This window comes from Haemophilus sp. HN_Hi10, from assembly GCF_049821985.1.
Lineage (GTDB): Bacteria > Pseudomonadota > Gammaproteobacteria > Enterobacterales > Pasteurellaceae > Haemophilus > Haemophilus influenzae_D.
The window spans coordinates 1,527,388-1,547,841 of record NZ_CP187495.1; the positions used below are offsets into that span (position 1 = coordinate 1,527,388).

Sequence of the window (20,454 nt, forward strand, 5' to 3'; positions counted from 1 at the left end):
TAATGTTGCCTTCTTAATCATCCACCTGATAATTTAACTTTAAACCCTTTTTGCTCTAATAATTGCTTGAGCAAATCTCGTTTTTCCCCTTGAATTTCAATAATACCATTTTTAACTGATCCGCCACATCCACAACGTTTCTTTAATTCTACAGCTAATTTTTTCAAATCCTCGTCAGATAAATCTAAACCAGTTATAACCGATACGCCCGCACCTTTCCTACCACTTGTTTGTTTTTGGATACGTACAACACCGTCTCCTTTTGGGCGAACTACAGAAGCCTTTTCCTCTTTAATTCGCCCCACATCTGTAGAATACACTAAAACAGAATCTGACATTTATGATTACCCAATAGATACATTAATAGAACGGAGAACCTCCGCAGGATTATCCGCTTGAGTTATAGGGCGTCCAATAACTAAATAATCTGAACCTGCACGAATTGCTGCAGTAGGCGTCATCACACGTCGTTGATCACCAAAATCAGTTCCTATTGGACGAATCCCCGGTGTAACTAATTTAAACTCTTTACCACAAGTATTACGTAAAATTTCAACTTCTTGAGGGGAACAGACTACACCATCTAAACCCGCCCGTTGGGTTAAATGAGCTAAGCGTAAAACTTGTTCCATTGGTGATGCATTAATCCCAATTTGTAATAAATCCAAATCTTCCATACTGGTTAATACCGTCACGGCAATAAGCAATGGTGCATCTTTCCCATAAGGTTCAAGAATTTTCTTCGCCTCTTCCATCATACGCAAGCCACCACTTGCGTGTAAATCCACCATCCATACGCCTAAATCAGCAGCAGAACGAACTGCTCTTGCTACCGTATTTGGAATATCGTGATATTTAAGATCCAAAAAAACATCAAAGTTACGTTGATGTAATTGTTTTACAAAATTAATACCAAGTGTAGTAAACATTTCTTTACCCACTTTTAATCGACACAAACTTGGATCAATTTGATCAACTAAAGCAAGAGCCTCTGCTTCTTTCTCATAATCCAATGCCACAATAATTTTGCTTGTCATAATATTACCTCACTGAGTATCAATTAATTATGTTCTTGATTTGAAACCGGTTTAATACTTTCCCATTGACGGCAAGATGGGCAATTCCACAATAGCTTATGAATTTGATAACCACAATTTGTACAACGATAAGGCGATGTTTGCTTAATCCTTTCGCCAACCATTTTATGTAATAAAATTAAGCTTTCTTTTCCCCGCCCGTCTTCTGCATCATCAATTTGATACTGCATAAAACGATGGAAAATTAAAGTACTTGGATTTTTTGTAAGTTGTTGATAAAGCTTAGCTTGCGCAGCAGACTTACCATCTTTTTCTTCAATTAATTTGACTAGAGCTAGTTCTACTTCATCATTATTAATAATTTGACCTGCACGAATTAAAAATAACTCAAAATTATCTAACTGATTTAATTCTTCATAACAATGTTTTAAAGGTGACAAAATTTCACCCGTATAATCTGGATTTTGCTCCAAAACATTTTCTAAAATTTCTACTGCTTGTTGATATTGACCGTCAAGCATTGCTAAATTTGCAAGCAATAAAGAAGCGCGAACACAAGTCGGAGAAACCGACAAAGCCTTTTGTAAAACACTGCGTTTTTCAACCGCACTTTCAGGCTCTAAACTTTGTGAATATTCACAATAACATTGCGCAAGTTCAATATTATTCTCTTGTGGCTTTATTTTAGCGAGTTTTTCAGCAATATTGACTGCTTTTTTCCATTCTTTTGTTTTTTGATAAATCACTAAAAGTTGCTGTAAAGCATTTTCTGCAAATTCAGGTTCATCTACTAGTAAAATATAAAGATTCTCAGCACGGTCAAAAAAACCAACCACCATAAAATCTCGAGCAAGCTGTTGTTTTGCAAGTAATTTTTGTTCAAAAGTATAATTAGGACTAAGATCTAAAGCTTGATGAATACGCAATGCACGATCAACTTCGCCTCGAGAACGAAACAGATTACCAAGTGTAAGCTCGGCTTCAAATTGGGAGTGGCTTTCGATTTCATTTTCGATTTCTTGCTTTTGCAACATATCTAAAAACAAATCTACAGCTTTATCAGTTTGATTAGAAAGTAAAAAATTCACTCCCGTAACATAATCTCGGGAGAGTTTATTACTTATGTCATCTTGATCTTTCTTCGCACTACGCCGTCCCATATACCAGCCATAGGCAGCAGCAATAGGCAATAATAGAAAGAGTAATTCTATCATTAAGCGACCTTATCGCGCGTAGTCGTCAATTCATTGATTTGTAAAGTCTGACGTTTCACTTGACGAGCTAGTGCCATATTTTTTAATTTTAACTTAATATAGAAAAAAGCAGTAATTAGCCAACCAAGAATTAAACCTAACCCAAATAAAATAGCAACGAGGCTTGAAAGCTGAAACTGACTTTCTGCCACAATATAATTAAATGTAATAATCTGATCGTTATTCGCACCAATAGTAATTGCAACTAACACAATCGCAATAAAGATCACAATGCCTAAAATATATTTAATCATTTCATTTCCTTTAAAATATTTGTAACCCAAAATAAACTTTTTAATCAAAAATATTTTATATTAAATTTTAATCAATTAAGCCTGAACATCCACTCTAGCTTTTAATTCTTTACCCGCTTTAAAATATGGAACAGACTTAGCTGATAAGTTTACTGAATCGCCTGTTTTCGGATTTCTTCCCAAACGTGGTTGCCGATGATGTAAAGAAAAGCTACCAAAACCTCGAATTTCAACACGATCACCATTTTCAAGAGATTGAGAAATAAACTCTAAAATATCTTTTACCATATTTTCAATTTCTTTTGCAGGTAAAGTCGGCTGTTTTGCTAACAATTTTTCTATAAGTTCTGACTTAGTCATCGTCTATGCTTCCTTAATATTATTTAAATTAAGATCTATTGATAATAAATTACACAAATATATTAGCAATAACTCCTAACAAATAAGGCTGGACATCAGCCCAGCCTTATTACGTGAATTAATTATTCACCTTTAGCTGCTTTAAATGCTTCAGCCATTGCATTTGGAATAACAACATCTTCTTGTTTGTTATTTACGCTTGCAACTGCCGCAGCTTCTTCAGCTTGATCTTTTGCTTTCACTGATAAGTGAACAATACGAGATTTACGATCTACCCCAGTATATTTCGCTTCAACAACATCGCCAACAGCTACTTCATTTGTTAAATCAGCAGAACGGATATAACCTTCAACACCACCTGCTAATTCAACTTTAGCACCTTTAGCATCTGCTTCAACAATAGTTGCAGATACTACCGCACCTTTTTTGTTGATTGCGACGAAGTTATTGAATGGATCTTCTTCAAGTTGTTTAATACCTAAAGAGATACGTTCTTTTACTGCATCAACAGCTAATACAACAGCTGACACTTCGTCACCTTTTTTGTATTGACGAACAGCTTCTTCGCCTGAAATACTCCAAGAAATATCAGATAAGTGAACTAAACCATCGATACCACCTTCAAGACCGATGAAGATACCGAAATCAGTGATAGACTTGATTTTACCCGTTACTTTATCGCCTTTGTTGTGAGTATCAGCAAATTGAGTCCAAGGGTTAGCTTTACATTGTTTTAAGCCTAAAGAAATACGACGACGTTCTTCATCAATTTCTAATACCATTACTTCTACAGTATCGCCTAAGCTAACCACTTTAGATGGGTGGATATTTTTATTAGTCCAATCCATTTCAGAAACGTGAACTAAACCTTCAACGCCATCTAAGATTTCAACGAAACAGCCATAGTCAGTTAAGTTAGTTACTTTACCTGTTAATTTGCTGTTTACTGGATGATTTTCAGCAATTGCTGCCCATGGATCTTGACCTAATTGTTTTAAGCCTAAAGATACACGAGTACGATCTTTATCGAATTTTAATACTTTAACAGTTACTTCATCGCCAACATTTACGATTTCACTTGGGTGTTTAACACGTTTCCAAGCCATATCTGTGATGTGTAATAAACCATCAACACCACCAAGATCAACGAATGCACCGTACTCAGTTAAGTTTTTAACGATACCTTTAACTTCTGAACCTTCAACAAGATTTTCTAATACTTGTTCACGTTCTTGGCTGTTTTCAGATTCAATTACTGCACGACGAGAAACAACAACGTTGTTACGTTTTTGATCTAATTTGATTACTTTGAATTCTAATTCTTTACCAAGTAAGTGATCTGCTTCACGCGCTGGACGAGTATCAACTAAAGAACCTGGTAAGAATGCACGAACACCGTTTAACTCAACTGTGAAGCCACCTTTCACTTTGCCGTTGATTAAACCGATAACGGTCGCTTTTTCTTCGTAAGCTTTTTCTAATTCAATCCAAGATTCGTGACGAACAGCTTTCTCACGAGAAAGTTTAGTTTCGCCGAAACCATCTTCAACTGCATCTAAAGCAACATTTACAGTATCGCCAACTTGGATTTCAAGTTCGCCTTGTGCATTTAAAAATTCAGCAACTGGAATTGCAGACTCAGATTTTAAACCTGCATCAACAAGCACAAAGCCTTTTTGGATAGCTACTACAGTACCGCCAACGATTGAACCTTGACGAGTTTCAAGGCCTTTTAATGATTCTTCAAAAAGTTGAGCAAAAGATTCTGACATATAAATAATCTTCTTAATTTAAGTTAATAACATCCACATTAAAATCCATAAAATGCGGGGTTGAGGATAAATGCTTATTCTTCCTTGAACAAACAGTTAAATCTAAACTAATACCTTTTCTTGAATATAAGCTAACGCCTTATCGATCACTTCATCGATACTCAAGCTTGTGCTATCCAATAATAAAGCATCATCTGCTGGTTTTAGCGGCGCAACTTCACGATTTCTATCACGAAAATCACGCTCTTTTATCTCGGCTAAAATCTGTGCAAAGTTACCATTTATTCCTTTATTTTGCAACTGTTTATAGCGTCTTTTTGCACGTTCTTCAGCACTTGCATCTAAAAATAATTTTACTTGTGCATTTGGGAATACAACTGTTCCCATATCTCTACCATCCGCAATTAATCCATCATTTTTCGCAAAATCTTGCTGAAGTTGTAATAAAGCTGACCGCACTTTTTGAAAAACTGCTACTTTTGACGCAGCATCTGCCACTTCTTGCGTGCGAATTAAACGGCTCACATCCATTCCTGCAAGCAAAATGTTTACCTCGCCATTTTGAGGAATAAATTGAATATCTAAATGACGTGCTAATTCTGCTAAATCTGTTTCATTTGTTAGATCAGTTTTACGTTGCAACGCTGCCAATGCAGTAACGCGATAAATCGCCCCACTATCCAACAGTGCATAGCCCAACTTTTCAGCCAACGCGTAACAAAGCGTCCCTTTCCCAGCACCACTAGGCCCATCAACAGTAATAATCATTCCCATACAAATTATCCTTTCATTATCAAAATTTTGCGCATTATAGAGACAATTTCCCCTCATTACCATCCTAGAGATTATTACTAGCTTTTCAAACTTGTTCTAAAGACTTTTCTACATTACAATAAAAAACGTAGCTATCAATACAAATAATCAAATAATGAGGACAAAGAAATGGCTGAAAATCGTTATGAACTAAATAAAAACTTAGCACAGATGCTCAAAGGTGGAGTTATCATGGATGTTCAAAACCCTGAGCAAGCTCGCATTGCAGAAGCTGCTGGTGCAGCTGCAGTGATGGCTTTGGAACGAATTCCTGCAGATATTCGTGCTGTTGGAGGTGTCTCTCGCATGAGCGATCCTAAGATGATCAAGGAAATCCAAGGAGCAGTTAGCATTCCAGTTATGGCAAAAGTTAGAATTGGACATTTCGTTGAAGCTCAGATTTTGGAAGCCATTGAAATTGACTATATCGATGAAAGTGAAGTGCTTTCTCCAGCTGACAACCGTTTCCATGTGGACAAGAAAGAATTCCAAGTACCTTTTGTATGTGGTGCCAAAGATTTGGGCGAGGCCTTGCGTCGTATCGCTGAAGGGGCTTCAATGATTCGTACAAAAGGAGAACCAGGAACAGGGGATATCGTCCAAGCTGTTCGCCATATGCGCATGATGAATCAAGAAATTCGGCGCATTCAAAATTTACGTGAGGACGAACTCTATGTTGCGGCCAAAGATTTACAAGTTCCTGTAGAATTGGTTCAATACGTCCATAACCATGGGAAATTGCCAGTTGTCAACTTCGCAGCTGGAGGAATTGCAACTCCAGCAGATGCAGCCTTGATGATGCAACTTGGCGCAGAGGGTGTCTTTGTTGGTTCAGGTATTTTTAAGTCAGGAGATCCTATAAAACGTGCGAGCGCTATTGTCAAAGCTGTAACTAACTATCAAAATCCACAAATCCTAGCACAAATCTCCGAAGATTTAGGTGAAGCCATGGTTGGTATCAATGAAAATGAAATCCAAATTCTCATGGCTGAGCGAGGAAAATAAATGAAAATCGGAATATTAGCTCTACAAGGTGCCTTTGCGGAACATGCACGAATGCTAGAAAAATTAGGAATTGAAAGTGTCGAACTGAGAAATTTAAAAAATTTTCAACAATATTACAGTGATTTATCAGGTTTGATTCTGCCTGGCGGTGAGTCAACCGCCATAGGAAAACTTTTAAGAGAGCTGCATATGCTGGAACCGATGAAACAAGCTATCTCTTCTGGCTTTCCTGTCTTTGGAACTTGTGCTGGTTTGATTCTGTTGGCTAAAGAGATTACTTCTCAGAAAGAGAGTCATTTTGGAACGATGGACATTGTAGTTGAGAGGAATGCCTATGGACGCCAATTAGGAAGTTTCTATACAGAAGCAGATTGCAAAGGGGTTGGTAAAATTCCTATGACTTTTATCAGAGGACCTGTTATCAGTAGTGTTGGTAAAAAAGTCAATATTCTTGCAACGGTAAATAATAAAATCGTTGCAGCTCAAGAAAAGAATATGCTGGTAACATCATTTCATCCTGAATTAACAAATAACATGAGTTTGCATAAGTACTTTATTGATATATGTAAAGTAACAAGTTGAGAAAATATTTTCTCAATTTGTTACTTGGATAGTATTGAAATTATCTCTGCCACTCTACACCTTTCTCCAAGTCTCGGCTAGTTTCTCCTTGTTTTGATTATTACCACTATCCTTGGCTTATTCGGTACGTATATTTTTATATAATATGTATTCGATTCTGTGAATCTTTTATCTATCCATCTAATCAATATTTCATTTTATTCTATTAATTATCGGATAAATAAAAATTAGTAATAAAAATGTAAAAAATGAAAAAAAAATGTTAAATTTTATGAGATATTGATCACATTTTCTTAAAATAGGTATATGATTTTTTTATATAAATCCATAAAATCATCACATCTTTTACTCTAACTTTGAGGATATTTTATGCTGTCTTTTATTCTAAGTATTTTTCCTATCGTTTTACTGATTTATCTTATGGTAAAAAGAAACGCGCTACCTTCTTATGTTGCCTTACCTTGGATTGCGACATTAGTTATGGGCGTTCATCTTTTACACTTTAATACAGATATTGTTACTATTAGTGCAAATGTTGTTTCTGCAATTGTTGCGGTACAAACTCCTATTACAGTAATTTTTGGTGCGATTCTCTTTAACCGTTTCTCTGAAATTTCAGGCGCAACAAATATTATGCGAAAATGGCTAGGAAATATTAATCCAAATCCTGTTGCACAATTAATGATTATTGGTTGGGCATTTGCCTTTATGATCGAAGGGGCAAGTGGTTTTGGTACACCAGCAGCAATTGCTGCACCTATTTTAGTGGGATTAGGTTTTCATCCATTAAAAGTGGCGATGTTGGCACTGATTATGAACTCAGTTCCCGTATCCTTTGGTGCGGTAGGTACACCAACTTGGTTTGGTTTTGGTGCTTTAAAATTATCAGAAAATATGATTTTAGAAATTGGGTCTATTACAGCATTTATACACTCCGTTGCTGCACTTCTTATCCCATTATTAGCACTTCGTATCTTAGTAAGTTGGGATGATATTCGTAAAAACATCGTATTTATCTATATTAGCGTACTGGGTTGCGTAGTACCTTATTTCTTGATTGCTCAAGTCAATTACGAATTTCCATCACTCGTTGGGGGTGCAATCGGCTTATTTATTTCTGTATGGGCTGCTAATCGCAATATTGGTTTAGCAAAAGTAACAAATAACCTTGATAATAATGCGGTAAGTACGGGAGAAGTAGTTAAAGCATTATTCCCTACAGGTTTACTTATTGCATTTTTAATTGTAACTCGTATTCATCAATTACCATTCAAAGCAATGATGAATGACGCAACTATTTGGTTCTCAACCACATTAGGTTCGTTAGGATTATTTGAAATTAGTAAAGGTTTAATCTTTAGCTTAAAAAATATTTTTGGCTCAAATGTTTCATCAAGCTATAAACTTCTTTATGTACCTGCATTGATTCCATTTGTCATTACAGTACTAATTGCGATTCCTTTCTTTAAAATTTCCAGTTCAAATGTTAAACAGATTTTTGTATCAAGTTTACAACAATCTAAAAATCCATTTATTGCCTTAATTGGTGCCTTAGTGATGGTAAACCTAATGTTAGTGGGTGGCGAACATTCTATGGTAAAAATTATAGGTAGAACTTTTGCTGAAATTTCTGGTAGTAACTGGACTATTTTCTCCTCTTTCTTAGGTGCGATTGGATCGTTTTTCTCGGGTTCAAATACCGTATCCAACCTAACATTTGGTAGTGTTCAACTTTCTACCGCAGAAACCACAGGCATTTCTGTCGCACTTGTTCTTGCTTTACAATCTGTCGGTGGGGCAATGGGGAATATGGTATGTATCAATAACATTGTAGCGGTAAGTTCTGTGTTAAATATTTCAAACCAAGAAGGCACAATTATTAAGAAAACCATTATACCTATGATCATTTACGGTATCATTGCCGCACTTGGTGCACTGTTCTTAGTACCTTTATTTTATAATCTATAAAATTTACGCCAAAAATGACCGCACTTTTGCGGTCATTTCCTATTTTTCTCTTTTATATTTCTACTATCAAAAATGACCTTTAACCCATTAAAGTGCGGTTGATTTAGCGAATGAATTTGCCCATTTAGCAAAAACCAAACTTTCTTTTTCTTTATCTTCTCAACATATTTCCTCTCTAAAAATTAATTTTTTTCATTATTTTTAGGTATTTTCATTAAATCATTCCTTGAAATCCCTCTTATAAAATGGATAATCGTAATCCTTCTCAAAAATAAATAGGAACGATAATGAAGAAAGCTATAAAATTAAATTTAATTACACTTGGCCTAATTAATACGATCGGTATAACGATTACACAAGCTCAAGCCGAAGAAACATTAGGACAAATTGATGTCGTAGAAAAAGTGATATCAAACGATAAAAAACCTTTCACTGAAGCCAAAGCCAAAAGTACGCGTGAAAATGTCTTTAAGGAAACCCAAACCATTGACCAAGTCATTCGGAGCATTCCTGGGGCATTTACTCAACAAGATAAAGGCTCGGGTGTGGTTTCTGTAAATATTCGTGGCGAAAATGGATTAGGTCGTGTCAATACGATGGTTGATGGTGTAACCCAAACCTTCTATTCTACAGCCTTAGACTCTGGTCAATCAGGCGGAAGTTCTCAATTTGGTGCGGCAATCGATCCTAATTTTATTGCAGGTGTAGATGTTAATAAAAGTAACTTTTCGGGAGCAAGCGGTATAAATGCGTTAGCAGGCAGTGCTAATTTTAGAACATTAAGCGTTAATGATGTGATTACTGATGACAAACCATTCGGCATTATTCTGAAAGGAATGACAGGGAGCAATGCCACTAAATCCAATTTTATGACGACGGCTGCAGGCAGAAAATGGCTTGATAACGGTGGCTATGTAGGCGTGGTGTATGGTTATAGCCAACGTGAAGTTTCACAAGATTATCGTATTGGTGGCGGAGAACGATTAGCATCATTAGGGCAAGATATTCTTGCTAAAGAAAAAGAAGCCTATTTCCGCAATGCAGGTTATGTTTTAAACCAAGCTGGACAGTGGACTCCTGATTTATCTAAAGCCCATTGGTCTTGTAACCTAAGTAAGCCTGAATATTTAGGAAGTCAAGATCCTATTGTCACAAAAAATGAACTTACACAAGAAACAGAGACACGCTACACTGATGCGAATTGTAATGTACACATAAACTCAAACAACTATGGAAATGTTTACAAAGATGAAACAAGAAAGAAAATTTTAGAACAACTTATTAAAGAGAACAAAGATCCATCAAAAATTAAAGAATTACAAGAAGGTGCTGATGGAATTAAAAAAACTGATGAAAGCTTTGAACGCAATAAAGAGCAATATAGTGTTGCACCTATTGAACCAGGCAGTTTGCAATCACGCTCGCGTAGCCATTTATTAAAATTTGAATATGGTGATGATCACCATACGCTAGGGGCACAAATACGTACCCTTGATAATAAAATTGGTTCTCGCAAAATTGAAAACCGTAATTACCAAGCCAATTATAACTTCAATAATAACAGCTATCTTGATCTTAATTTAATGGCTGCACATAACATTGGCAAAACTATTTATCCTAAAGGCGGTTTTTTTGCTGGCTGGCAAGTGGCAGATAAACTTATCACAAAAAATGTAGCGAATATTGTTGATATTAACAACAGCCATACTTTCTTACTGCCAAAAGAAATTGATTTAAAAACCACATTAGGGTTTAACTATTTTACCAATGAATACAGTAAAAACCGTTTTCCAGAAGAATTAAGTTTGTTTTATAACGATGCTTCACATGATCAAGGCTTATATTCACACAGTCAAAGAGGGCGATATTCTGGCACAAAAAGTTTATTACCACAACGTTCAGTAATCTTACAACCTTCTGGCAAGCAAAAATTTAAAACAGTGTATTTTGATACCGCACTTTCTAAAGGTATTTATCATTTAAATTACAGCGTGAATTTTACCCATTATGCCTTTAATGGTGAATATGTCGGGTATGAAAGTACGCAAACACAAATTAATGAACCTATTTTGCATAAATCAGGTCATAAAAAGGCATTCAATCATTCTGCCACATTAAGTGCAGAACTGAGTGATTATTTTATGCCATTTTTTACTTATTCACGCACTCACAGAATGCCGAATATTCAAGAGATGTTTTTCTCTCAAGTGTCTAATGCAGGGGTAAACACAGCATTAAAACCTGAACAATCTGACACCTATCAACTAGGCTTTAATACTTATAAAAAAGGTCTATTCACTCAAGACGATGTATTAGGCGTCAAATTAGTGGGCTATCGTAGTTTTATTAAAAACTATATCCATAATGTTTACGGTGTTTGGTGGAGAGATGGCGTACCTACGTGGGCAGACAGTAATGGTTTTCGCTTTACTATCGCACATCAAAATTATAAGCCTATTGTGAAAAAGAGCGGTGCTGAGTTAGAAATTAACTATGACATGGGACGTTTTTTTGCGAATGTCTCTTATGCATATCAACGTACTAATCAGCCAACCAATTATGCCGATGCCAGCCCACGTCCGAATAATGCTTCACAAGAAGACATTTTGAAACAAGGTTATGGCTTATCTCGTGTTTCAATGCTACCAAAAGACTACGGCAGATTAGAGCTTGGCACACGTTGGTTTGATCAAAAATTAACCTTAGGTCTGGCAGCTCGTTATTATGGAAAAAGTAAACGTGCGACAATTGAAGAAGAATATATCAATGGATCTCACTATGAACAAAAGACTTCAGGTTCTCGTACTTACTATGCCGTGAAAAAAACGGAAGAGATTAAAAAACAACCGATTATTTTAGATTTACACGTCAGCTATGAACCAATCAAAGATTTGATTATTAAAGCGGAAGTACAAAATCTATTAGATAAACGTTATGTTGATCCGTTAGATGCTGGAAATGATGCGGCTTCGCAAAGATATTATTCAAGCTTAAATGATTCAATTTGTAGTAAAAAAAATAATGCTTGTGAAGATGGAGGAAAAGATAAATCTGTACTTTATAACTTTGCACGTGGAAGAACTTATATTCTGAGTTTAAACTATAAATTCTAATAGGTTCATATAAAAAGGCATAGCTAATAGCTATGCCTTTTCAATAATGTTTATGAAATTTGTGATCTTATGAAAAGATTATGGCTACAGTCTATCTATCATCTCTAACACTAATGCGGAAGACTGCTTCGCCGCCAATGGTAAAAACTCTTCAAAAGACATACTTGCTTTGCCATCGCCGCCATCAGAAATAGCACGAACCACCACAAAAGGCACATTAAACGCATAGCAAACTTGTGCAATCGCTGTGGCTTCCATTTCAACCCCCGTCACATTCGGGAAATCTGCTTTTATTTGTGTAATTTTGTCTTCGCTATTAATAAAACTATCGCCAGAGCAAATTAAACCACGTTTTACCGATTGCCCTTGCTTTTCTGCAATTTCTTGAGCGAGATCTGCCAATTTTTTATCCGATAAAAATGCAGCAGGATTAGCAGGTAACTGCCCTTTTTCATAGCCAAAAGCGGTCACATCTGCATCGTGGTAGCGTGTTTCATCAGAAATTACAAGATCCCCGACTTTCAAGCCTTTTGCTACCCCACCTGCAGAACCAGTATTGATCACACAATCTGGCTTGGCTAATTGCAATAACGCCGTCGTGCCAATGGCAGCTGCCACTTTGCCAATGCCTGATTGTAATAATACAACATCTTTACCATTAATTTTGCCTTCAAAAATGACCGCACTTGCTACTCGAGTTTCCGTTCTATCAGCCATTAAATTTTTTAAAATTTCGACTTCTTGTGCCATTGCACCAACAATTCCTATTTTCATTGTTTTTGTTCCTGTTCTATTTTATTTACCAAAAAATCTAACACTGCTACGCTATAATCATCGTTATAAAGCGTACTCGCAGTGAGTACATATCTTCCACCAATGACAACGTAAGGATAGGTAAAAACACCATATTCTTCCGTCAATTCAATCGCATTTTGGATCTGTTCTTTTACGCTTTGTGAATTTTCAGTTTGAATAAATAACTGTTTATCTAGCCCTTGTTCTTCCGCCCATTGTTGAATTTTATTTGTCGCAGACAATTCTGTATAACGGGATTTTTCTGAAGTTTCAAATAACAAAACATTGGATAATTCGCTCGCACTTAATGCTTGCAAAGTATAAAAAATACGTGCGCTAAACTGGCTATCGGCAGTTGCAATAGGATATTCTTCCAACGCAACTTTATATGTGCGTATTTGGCTATAAAGTTCTAAAATATCCTGCGCTGAAGAACACACTCGACAATCATAATCAAAAAAGAATTGAATGCGGATTTTTTTATCGGTTCGAGACGCTTGTTCAATAGGTTCTTTATAAGAAAAATAATCCCGTCCATCTTCAAAATAAATTGTGTCCCTTGATGGCAAGTGCGGAGAATTTTGCACTGAAAATTCTTTCTGATTGACTTCTGCTAAAACAAACGACGATAAAAAAAGCAAACAAAATGCCAATATTCCCTTTAATTTCATTCTATCACTCATCTATCGGCTCAATATAATCTACCAATAATTGTAGGCTACGATTGCCACGAAATTCGTTAATATCTAATTTATAGGCTAAACGAGCCTGTTTAATTGAAAGATCAGGATACAATCTTGTATCAATATTAAACGCAATGGCATCTAATAAAACCCCGCCCTGTTTCGGTTCTAGCAACATTTTTAGATGATTTTTATTTTGCCCAATTGCACGCTGGTCTAAAATTTTAAATTCGCCATCAAAGCAAGGCTCAGGAAACCCTTGCCCCCAAGTGCCTACCGATTTTATCAGCTCTGCCGTTTCAAGATTAAATTCATTTGAATTCAGTTCGCCATCTGTCCAAATTACGCCTTGCAGATGTTCTTCATCAAACCAATCGGCAACGGTTTGATTAAAAATATGTTGGAAATCGTCAAAATGTTCTTCGCGAATACTCAAGCCTGCCGCCATTGCGTGTCCACCAAATTTTAAAATCATATTAGGATGTTGCGAATGAATACGCTCCAGAACATCACGCATATGTAACCCCTCAATAGAACGAGCAGAACCTTTCAAAATTCCCTCACTATCTTGTGCAAAGGCAATCACTGGACGATGATATTGATCCTTAATCCTTGATGACACAATGCCTAATACGCCTTGATGCCAATCTGGTTGATAAAGTGTAATCCCCGAAGGTAACTCTTTAAAAAGTGCGGTAAGATTTTGACAAATTTTTATTGCCTCAAGCTTCATACCCGCTTCAATTTCTTTACGAGTTTGATTGAGCTGATCGAGATCTAAAGCTAATTCTCTGGCTTTTGACATTTCGTTCGCCAGCAAAAGTTCTACACCAATCGACATATTATCTAAACGCCCTGCTGCATTTAAACGCGGTCCGATACAAAAACCGAGATCACTTGAAGTAAACTGCTCTACATTACGGTTAGCCACTTCAGCCAACGCAATAATACCAAGACGGCAGTGTCTAGCACGGATACGCATTAAACCTTGATAAGCAAGGATACGATTATTTTGATCTAAAGGCACAACATCAGCGATGGTGCCAAGTGCCACCAGATCGAGCAAATCAGTAAAATTAGGTTGTGTTTCTGCCGTAAAAATACCGAGTTCACGAAATTTTGCTCGTACGGCTAACATCAAATAAAATGCCACACCAACACCAGCTAAAGATTTTGAAGGGAAATGACACTGAGTTAAATTAGGATTAACAATCGCATCGGCTGGCGGCAAAGTTTCGGGGGGTAAATGATGATCCGTGACTAAAACTCGAATGCCTTTGTCTTTCAAAAATGCCACACCGTCAAAAGACGAAACGCCGTTATCCACCGTCATTAAAAGCTGAACGCCCTTTTCAATTGCCATTTCAGCCACGGGAATACTCAAGCCATAACCCTGTTCAAATCGATTTGGCACAAGGTAATCCACATCAGAAAAGCCAAGTTGTCTTAAAGCCAGCACACTCAATGCTGTGCTGGTTGCACCATCAGCATCAAAATCCCCAACAATCACAATTTTTTGCTGTTGTTGATAGGCTTCCACTAATAAATTTACAGCTTGATCAATGCCATATAATTGATTTGGATTAAGCATTGATTTCAAAGTGCGGTCTAATTCTTTGGTGTTTTGAATACGACGAGCGCGATAAAGGCGATCTAATAACGGATGGGTTGAAACAGAATTTCCAACTGGAATTTCACGGCGTTTGATAAGTTTTTTCACTGGATATTAATTCATACCTAAAAGCAAAAAGCTGTTGAAATCAACAGCTCTTTTATCTATACTTTTTCCTGTCGGTCAGGGCTTTTAACCCTGAATGCTGACAGGGGTTAAAAGCCCTGCTGACCATTAGTCTAACTATTGTGTCAGCTAAGGATTTTAATGATGCCTAAATTATGTATTTATATCATAATTTTTGTGTTGTTAATGCTTTTAAGCTCCCCAGCATATTAAGCATTACCGACTATTAAAACACAAGGGGTAGGCAACTGCCCCTTGCTCTTTATTATAAAATTATTGTGCCGTTTCTTCAAGAGCTCTTAATAAATCAGCTGGTTTTAAATAACCGCCAATAACTTCTCCCGTTGAAGTCACAATACTTGGTGTTCCTCGTACACCAAATTGAATACCTAATTCATAATGTTTTTTCACGATATTTGGCGTTTTAACTTCTTTTGGTAGATTACCGTTTTCAGCTTCGTTTAAAGCAAAAACGGGATCTTTCGCCGTCCAAATCGCTTCCATTTGTTTCGCCGTTTGATTATTCATACCTGCGCGAGGGAAAGCTAAATAACGTACAGTAATACCAAGATCGTTATATTCTTTTAATTGCTGATGTAACAAATGGCAATAATGGCAGGTAATATCCATAAATACTGTTACTACGTGTTTTTCATTTTTCGCAGGATAAACAATCATCTCGTTTTTGTAAGAATTAAGTTTATCTACTAAAATTTTACCTGCGACATCAACAGGGCCATTATTTGTGAGTTCATAAAGTTTACCTTCAAAAAGATATTTTCCATCTTCGCTCACATAGAGTATACCTTGATCCGTGACAGCCGTTTTAATGCCTGAAATCGGCGAAGATTTAATAACAATATTTGATATATTAAAAGACTGTAATTTGCGTTTAATTGCCGCATCATCTGCCATTGCATTAGCCGCAGCCACGCACAAAAGTGCGGTAAAAATTTTCTTCATTTTTTGTTCCTAAATTAGCTTGAGTGAGAAAGCCTGAAATTATAGAGAGATTGCTAATTTCTGCAAGGTCAAACTATCCAAAAATCAGAAAATAGCATATAATTCCACACTTTATCACACAGTGAATTTATTATGTTTGAAATCAATCCTGTAAAAAATAAAATCATCGATTTATCTGACCGCACTTCGGTGCTTCGGGGGTATCTTTGACTTTGATGCCAAAGTTGAGCGTTTAGAAGAAGTCAATGCCGAACTAGAACAGCCAGATGTTTGGAATGATCCAGATAAAGCTCAAACGCTTGGTAAAGAACGGGTTTCTTTAGAACAAGTTGTAAATACCATCAAAAAGTTAGAACAAGGTTTAGAAGATGTCGATGGGTTGTTAGAACTCGCTATTGAAGCAGAAGACGAAGACACTTTCAATGAAGCAGTTGCTGAATTAGATGAACTCGAACAACAACTCGAAAAATTAGAGTTCCGTCGAATGTTTAGTGGCGAACATGATGCTTGCGATTGCTATGTGGATTTACAAGCTGGTTCTGGCGGTACGGAAGCTCAAGATTGGACAGAAATGTTGCTCCGTATGTATCTTCGTTGGGCTGAAAGCAAAGGTTTTAAAACAGAACTGATGGAAGTATCTGACGGTGATGTAGCTGGATTGAAATCGGCAACCATTAAAGTGAGCGGAGAATATGCCTTTGGTTGGTTACGAACAGAAACGGGCATTCATCGTTTAGTGCGTAAAAGTCCATTTGATTCCAATAACCGTCGTCACACATCATTCAGTGCAGCATTTGTCTATCCTGAAATTGATGACGATATTGATATTGAAATCAATCCAGCTGATTTACGTATTGATGTTTATCGTGCATCAGGGGCAGGTGGTCAGCACGTAAACAAAACTGAAAGTGCGGTGCGAATTACCCATATACCAAGTGGTATTGTAGTGCAATGTCAAAACGACCGTTCACAGCACAAGAACAAAGATCAAGCGATGAAACAATTAAAAGCGAAATTGTATGAGCTTGAATTACAAAAGAAAAATGCGGATAAGCAAGCAATGGAAGATAATAAATCCGACATTGGTTGGGGAAGCCAAATTCGCTCTTACGTATTAGACGATTCACGTATTAAAGATTTACGTACTGGCGTGGAAAACCGTAATACGCAAGCCGTATTAGACGGGGATTTAGATCGATTTATTGAAGCGAGTTTAAAAGCTGGCTTGTAAAAATTTCTTGCCTTCCCCTGTTTACGGGGGAAGGTGGCGCGAAGCGACGGAAGGGGGCTTTCGATAATATATTTCCTTTAGTCTTCAACAGCTCCTAAAGTAAACAAAGAAAATAAAAATTTCTTATTAATTTATAAAACAAGGTAAACAATATGTCAGAACAAGAAGTTAAAGAATTAGATCTCAATGGCGAAATGCTCGTTCGTCGTGAAAAATTAGCCGCATTACGTGCAAAAGGTAATGCCTTTCCAAACAAGTTTCGTCGTGATGCGCTCGCACAAGATTTGCACAATCAATATGATGCAGAAGATGGGGAAATCTTAAAAGAGAAAGGCATTGAAGTACAAGTTGCTGGTCGTATTATGACTCGCCGTGCAATGGGTAAAGCAACGTTTATCACTATTCAAGATATGAGCGGTAAAATCCAGCTTTATGTTGCACGCGATAATTTGCCTGAAGGTGTTTATAAAGATGACGTTGGTACTTGGGATTTAGGCGACATCGTTGGCGTTAAAGGCACTTTATTTAAAACAAAAACCGATGAACTCACTGTAAAAACCACTGAAGTTCAACTTTTAACTAAAGCACTTCGCCCATTACCAGATAAATTCCACGGTTTAACCGACCAAGAAGTTCGTTATCGCCAACGTTATTTAGATTTAATTTCTAACGAAGAATCTCGCCGCACTTTTATTATTCGTTCTAAAGTTGTCGCGGGTATTCGTGAATATTTCATTTCTAAAGGCTTTATGGAAGTGGAAACGCCAATGTTACAAGTTATTCCAGGCGGTGCATCTGCGCGTCCTTTCGTAACCCATCACAATGCATTAGATGTGGATATGTATTTACGTATCGCACCTGAACTTTATTTAAAACGCTTAGTAGTGGGTGGCTTTGAACGAGTATTTGAATTAAACCGTAACTTCCGTAATGAAGGGGTTTCTGTTCGTCATAATCCAGAATTTACTATGCTTGAATATTATCAAGCCTATGCGGATTACCATGATTTAATGGATAACACCGAAGAACTTCTGCGTAAATTAGCGATTGATATTCTTGGTACTACTATTGTGAAATACGGCGAATACGAATTTGATTTTGGTAAACCATTTGAACGTATTACATTACACGATGCAACCATTAAATACGGAGCAGACAAAGGTATCGTAAAAGAAGATTTATATGACTTTGATCGTGCAAAAGCCACGGCGGAACGCTTAGGTATTGAGGTGCAAAAATCTTGGGGTTTAGGCAGCATTGTCAATGCAATTTTTGAAGAAGTGGCTGAACATCACTTAATTCAACCAACCTTCTTAATGGCTCATCCTGCGGAAATTTCTCCACTTGCACGTCGTAATGATGAAAATCCAGATGTAACAGATCGTTTTGAGCTCTTTATCGGTGGTCGTGAAATCGGTAATGGTTTCTCAGAATTAAATGACGCAGAAGATCAAAATGAACGTTTTGATGCACAAGTGGCTGCAAAAGAAGCTGGCGATGATGAAGCGATGTTTAAAGATGAAGACTTTGTTGTTGCATTAGAGCACGGCTTACCACCAACAGCTGGGGAAGGTTTAGGTATCGACCGCCTAGCAATGCTTTATGCAAATGCACCATCAATTCGTGATGTGATCTTATTCCCTGCAATGCGTCAGAAATAATAAAGATACAAACAAAAGCCACCATTTGGTGGCTTTTTTATTTTAATAAAAAGAGAATTTTATATTCCCTTCTTATTGTTTAACGATTAACCATTAATAAATTTTTCGCCTAATTCAATATCTGCACGTAAAGTTGGCAACATATTTTCTAAAGCTTGTTGTTCAAAATTGCTTAATGGGCCAATTGGTAAAATTTCTTCTACACCCTCTTTGCCTAAACGAACGGGTTGAGAGAAGAAACGAGCATATTTGCCATCGCCTTCAACATAAGTACATTCAACCACTGTCTCGCCACTTAATCCTTTCACTAAAGAACGAGCAAAACGTGCCGCAGCTTGCGCCATTGAAAGCGTTGCAGAACCGCCACCTGCTTTTGCATTGACCACTTCTGTACCTGCATTTTGGATACGTTTTGTTAATGGTTCGATTTCTTCTTCGTTCCATTTTGCATATTGAACTTGAGAAAGTAATGGAAGAATAGTCACACCTGAGTGACCACCAATAACAGGAACGCTCGTACGAGAAACATTTAAACCTTTTAATTCAGCCACAAAAGTTTCAGAACGTAACACGTCTAAAGTTGTCACACCAAATAATTTACGTTTGTCGTAAACACCTGCTTTTTTCAACACTTCAGCCGCAATCGCAACAGTAGTATTTACTGGGTTAGTGATGATACCAACACAAGCTTTTGGGCAAGTAATCGCGACTTTCTCAATTAAACCACGCACGATACCTGCATTAATATTGAATAAATCTGAACGATCCATACCAGGTTTACGCGCAACACCAGCAGAAATTAATACAACATCCGCACCTTCAAGTGCTGGTGTTGGATCTTCACCAGAAAAACCTTTCACATTCACTGCCGTTGGAATATGGCTAACATCCACTGCAACACCTGGTGTTACTGGGGCAATATCATACAATGCTAAGTCGGTGCCTGCTGGCAACTGAAGTTTTAGTAATAACGCTAATGCTTGACCAATACCACCTGCGGCACCTAATACAGCAACTTTCATAAATACTCCTTATGTGTTAGTTAATTTAAAACAGCCTGATTTTAAAATGTTCATCTTACAATTACAAATAGAGAAATATCATTCTATGATCTAGTTCACATTTCTGAGATAAATATTTTCTTCTCTTTATTCTTATTCATATTTCAGTTGATGAAAGTGAATTTTTATGCAATTCTTATGCAAATTTTGACTATTAAAAAATAA

General features: G+C 36.8%; 18 protein-coding genes. 6 read left to right on the forward strand and 12 right to left on the reverse strand.

Features of this window, described 5'->3' with window-relative positions; translation table 11 throughout:
- Positions 1 to 17 precede the first annotated feature (17 nt).
- The 7 genes from yciH to cmk all read right to left on the reverse strand — a co-directional run bounded on the left by yciH (position 18) and on the right by cmk (position 5,450).
- On the reverse strand, positions 18 to 338 hold the full coding sequence (gene yciH, locus ACPT8Q_RS07435) for a stress response translation initiation inhibitor YciH (protein ID WP_005657626.1): 321 nt from the start codon (positions 336 to 338) through the stop codon (positions 18 to 20).
- A 6-nt stretch (positions 339 to 344) separates the two neighbouring features.
- On the reverse strand, positions 345 to 1,037 hold the full coding sequence (gene pyrF, locus ACPT8Q_RS07440; RefSeq protein ID WP_005657628.1) for an orotidine-5'-phosphate decarboxylase: 693 nt from the start codon (positions 1,035 to 1,037) through the stop codon (positions 345 to 347).
- Positions 1,038 to 1,060: 23 nt separating this feature from the next.
- Positions 1,061 to 2,251 (reverse strand): lipopolysaccharide assembly protein LapB, encoded by a 1,191-nt coding sequence (gene lapB, locus ACPT8Q_RS07445; protein ID WP_005652936.1) that lies wholly within the window; start codon positions 2,249 to 2,251, stop codon positions 1,061 to 1,063.
- Entirely contained in the window at positions 2,251 to 2,544 is a 294-nt protein-coding gene (locus tag ACPT8Q_RS07450) for a LapA family protein (RefSeq protein WP_005652934.1), read from the reverse strand. The genes lapB and ACPT8Q_RS07450 overlap by 1 nt, the downstream gene beginning before the upstream one ends.
- 75 nt (positions 2,545 to 2,619) lie before the next feature.
- Positions 2,620 to 2,904, reverse strand: coding sequence for an integration host factor subunit beta (locus ACPT8Q_RS07455; RefSeq protein ID WP_005652932.1), 285 nt, complete (start codon positions 2,902 to 2,904; stop codon positions 2,620 to 2,622).
- 122 nt (positions 2,905 to 3,026) lie between these two features.
- A complete protein-coding gene (gene rpsA, locus ACPT8Q_RS07460) occupies positions 3,027 to 4,676 on the reverse strand; it encodes a 30S ribosomal protein S1 (protein WP_050948491.1) in 1,650 nt (549 codons plus the stop codon).
- A 102-nt stretch (positions 4,677 to 4,778) separates the two neighbouring features.
- A complete protein-coding gene (gene cmk / locus ACPT8Q_RS07465; protein WP_050948492.1) occupies positions 4,779 to 5,450 on the reverse strand; it encodes a (d)CMP kinase in 672 nt (223 codons plus the stop codon).
- A 168-nt stretch (positions 5,451 to 5,618) separates the two neighbouring features.
- Between cmk and pdxS the strand changes: the two genes are divergently transcribed.
- The 4 genes from pdxS to ACPT8Q_RS07485 all read left to right on the forward strand — a co-directional run bounded on the left by pdxS (position 5,619) and on the right by ACPT8Q_RS07485 (position 12,157).
- Positions 5,619 to 6,494: a pyridoxal 5'-phosphate synthase lyase subunit PdxS gene (gene pdxS / locus ACPT8Q_RS07470; RefSeq protein WP_050838452.1), complete on the forward strand. Its 876-nt coding sequence runs from the start codon at positions 5,619 to 5,621 to the stop codon at positions 6,492 to 6,494.
- A complete protein-coding gene (gene pdxT / locus ACPT8Q_RS07475; RefSeq protein ID WP_021035026.1) occupies positions 6,495 to 7,076 on the forward strand; it encodes a pyridoxal 5'-phosphate synthase glutaminase subunit PdxT in 582 nt (193 codons plus the stop codon). It abuts the gene before it with no gap.
- Positions 7,077 to 7,445: 369 nt separating this feature from the next.
- Positions 7,446 to 9,044 (forward strand): lactate permease LctP family transporter, encoded by a 1,599-nt coding sequence (locus ACPT8Q_RS07480; protein ID WP_076773374.1) that lies wholly within the window; start codon positions 7,446 to 7,448, stop codon positions 9,042 to 9,044.
- Positions 9,045 to 9,331: 287 nt separating this feature from the next.
- Positions 9,332 to 12,157, forward strand: coding sequence for a TonB-dependent receptor domain-containing protein (locus tag ACPT8Q_RS07485; protein WP_050948493.1), 2,826 nt, complete (start codon positions 9,332 to 9,334; stop codon positions 12,155 to 12,157).
- 84 nt (positions 12,158 to 12,241) lie between these two features.
- Here ACPT8Q_RS07485 and ACPT8Q_RS07490 read toward each other — a convergent pair whose 3' ends face one another.
- From ACPT8Q_RS07490 to dsbC, 4 genes are all read right to left on the reverse strand, one after another.
- Positions 12,242 to 12,931, reverse strand: coding sequence for a 5'-methylthioadenosine/adenosylhomocysteine nucleosidase (locus tag ACPT8Q_RS07490; protein WP_050948494.1), 690 nt, complete (start codon positions 12,929 to 12,931; stop codon positions 12,242 to 12,244).
- Positions 12,928 to 13,623: a thiol:disulfide interchange protein DsbA/DsbL gene (locus tag ACPT8Q_RS07495; protein ID WP_076773380.1), complete on the reverse strand. Its 696-nt coding sequence runs from the start codon at positions 13,621 to 13,623 to the stop codon at positions 12,928 to 12,930. The genes ACPT8Q_RS07490 and ACPT8Q_RS07495 overlap by 4 nt, the downstream gene beginning before the upstream one ends.
- A gap of 4 nt (positions 13,624 to 13,627) precedes the next feature.
- A complete protein-coding gene (recJ, locus tag ACPT8Q_RS07500; RefSeq protein WP_032824094.1) occupies positions 13,628 to 15,355 on the reverse strand; it encodes a single-stranded-DNA-specific exonuclease RecJ in 1,728 nt (575 codons plus the stop codon).
- Positions 15,356 to 15,646: 291 nt separating this feature from the next.
- Complete coding sequence (gene dsbC, locus ACPT8Q_RS07505) at positions 15,647 to 16,336, reverse strand: bifunctional protein-disulfide isomerase/oxidoreductase DsbC (RefSeq protein WP_050948496.1); 690 nt, start codon at positions 16,334 to 16,336, stop codon at positions 15,647 to 15,649.
- 132 nt (positions 16,337 to 16,468) lie between these two features.
- Between dsbC and prfB the strand changes: the two genes are divergently transcribed.
- Positions 16,469 to 17,567, forward strand: a protein-coding gene (gene prfB, locus ACPT8Q_RS07510) for a peptide chain release factor 2 (protein ID WP_105880429.1) whose coding sequence is annotated in 2 segments (ribosomal slippage) — positions 16,469 to 16,543 and positions 16,545 to 17,567 — 1,098 coding nt in all. Because the reading frame shifts where the segments join, the coding sequence is not laid out codon by codon here.
- Between the two features lie 152 nt (positions 17,568 to 17,719).
- Positions 17,720 to 19,228, forward strand: a complete 1,509-nt coding sequence (gene lysS, locus ACPT8Q_RS07515; RefSeq protein ID WP_050838325.1) for a lysine--tRNA ligase — start codon at positions 17,720 to 17,722, stop codon at positions 19,226 to 19,228.
- 86 nt (positions 19,229 to 19,314) lie between these two features.
- Here lysS and mdh read toward each other — a convergent pair whose 3' ends face one another.
- Positions 19,315 to 20,250, reverse strand: coding sequence for a malate dehydrogenase (mdh, locus tag ACPT8Q_RS07520; protein WP_012055457.1), 936 nt, complete (start codon positions 20,248 to 20,250; stop codon positions 19,315 to 19,317).
- Between the last annotated feature and the right edge of the window lie 204 nt (positions 20,251 to 20,454).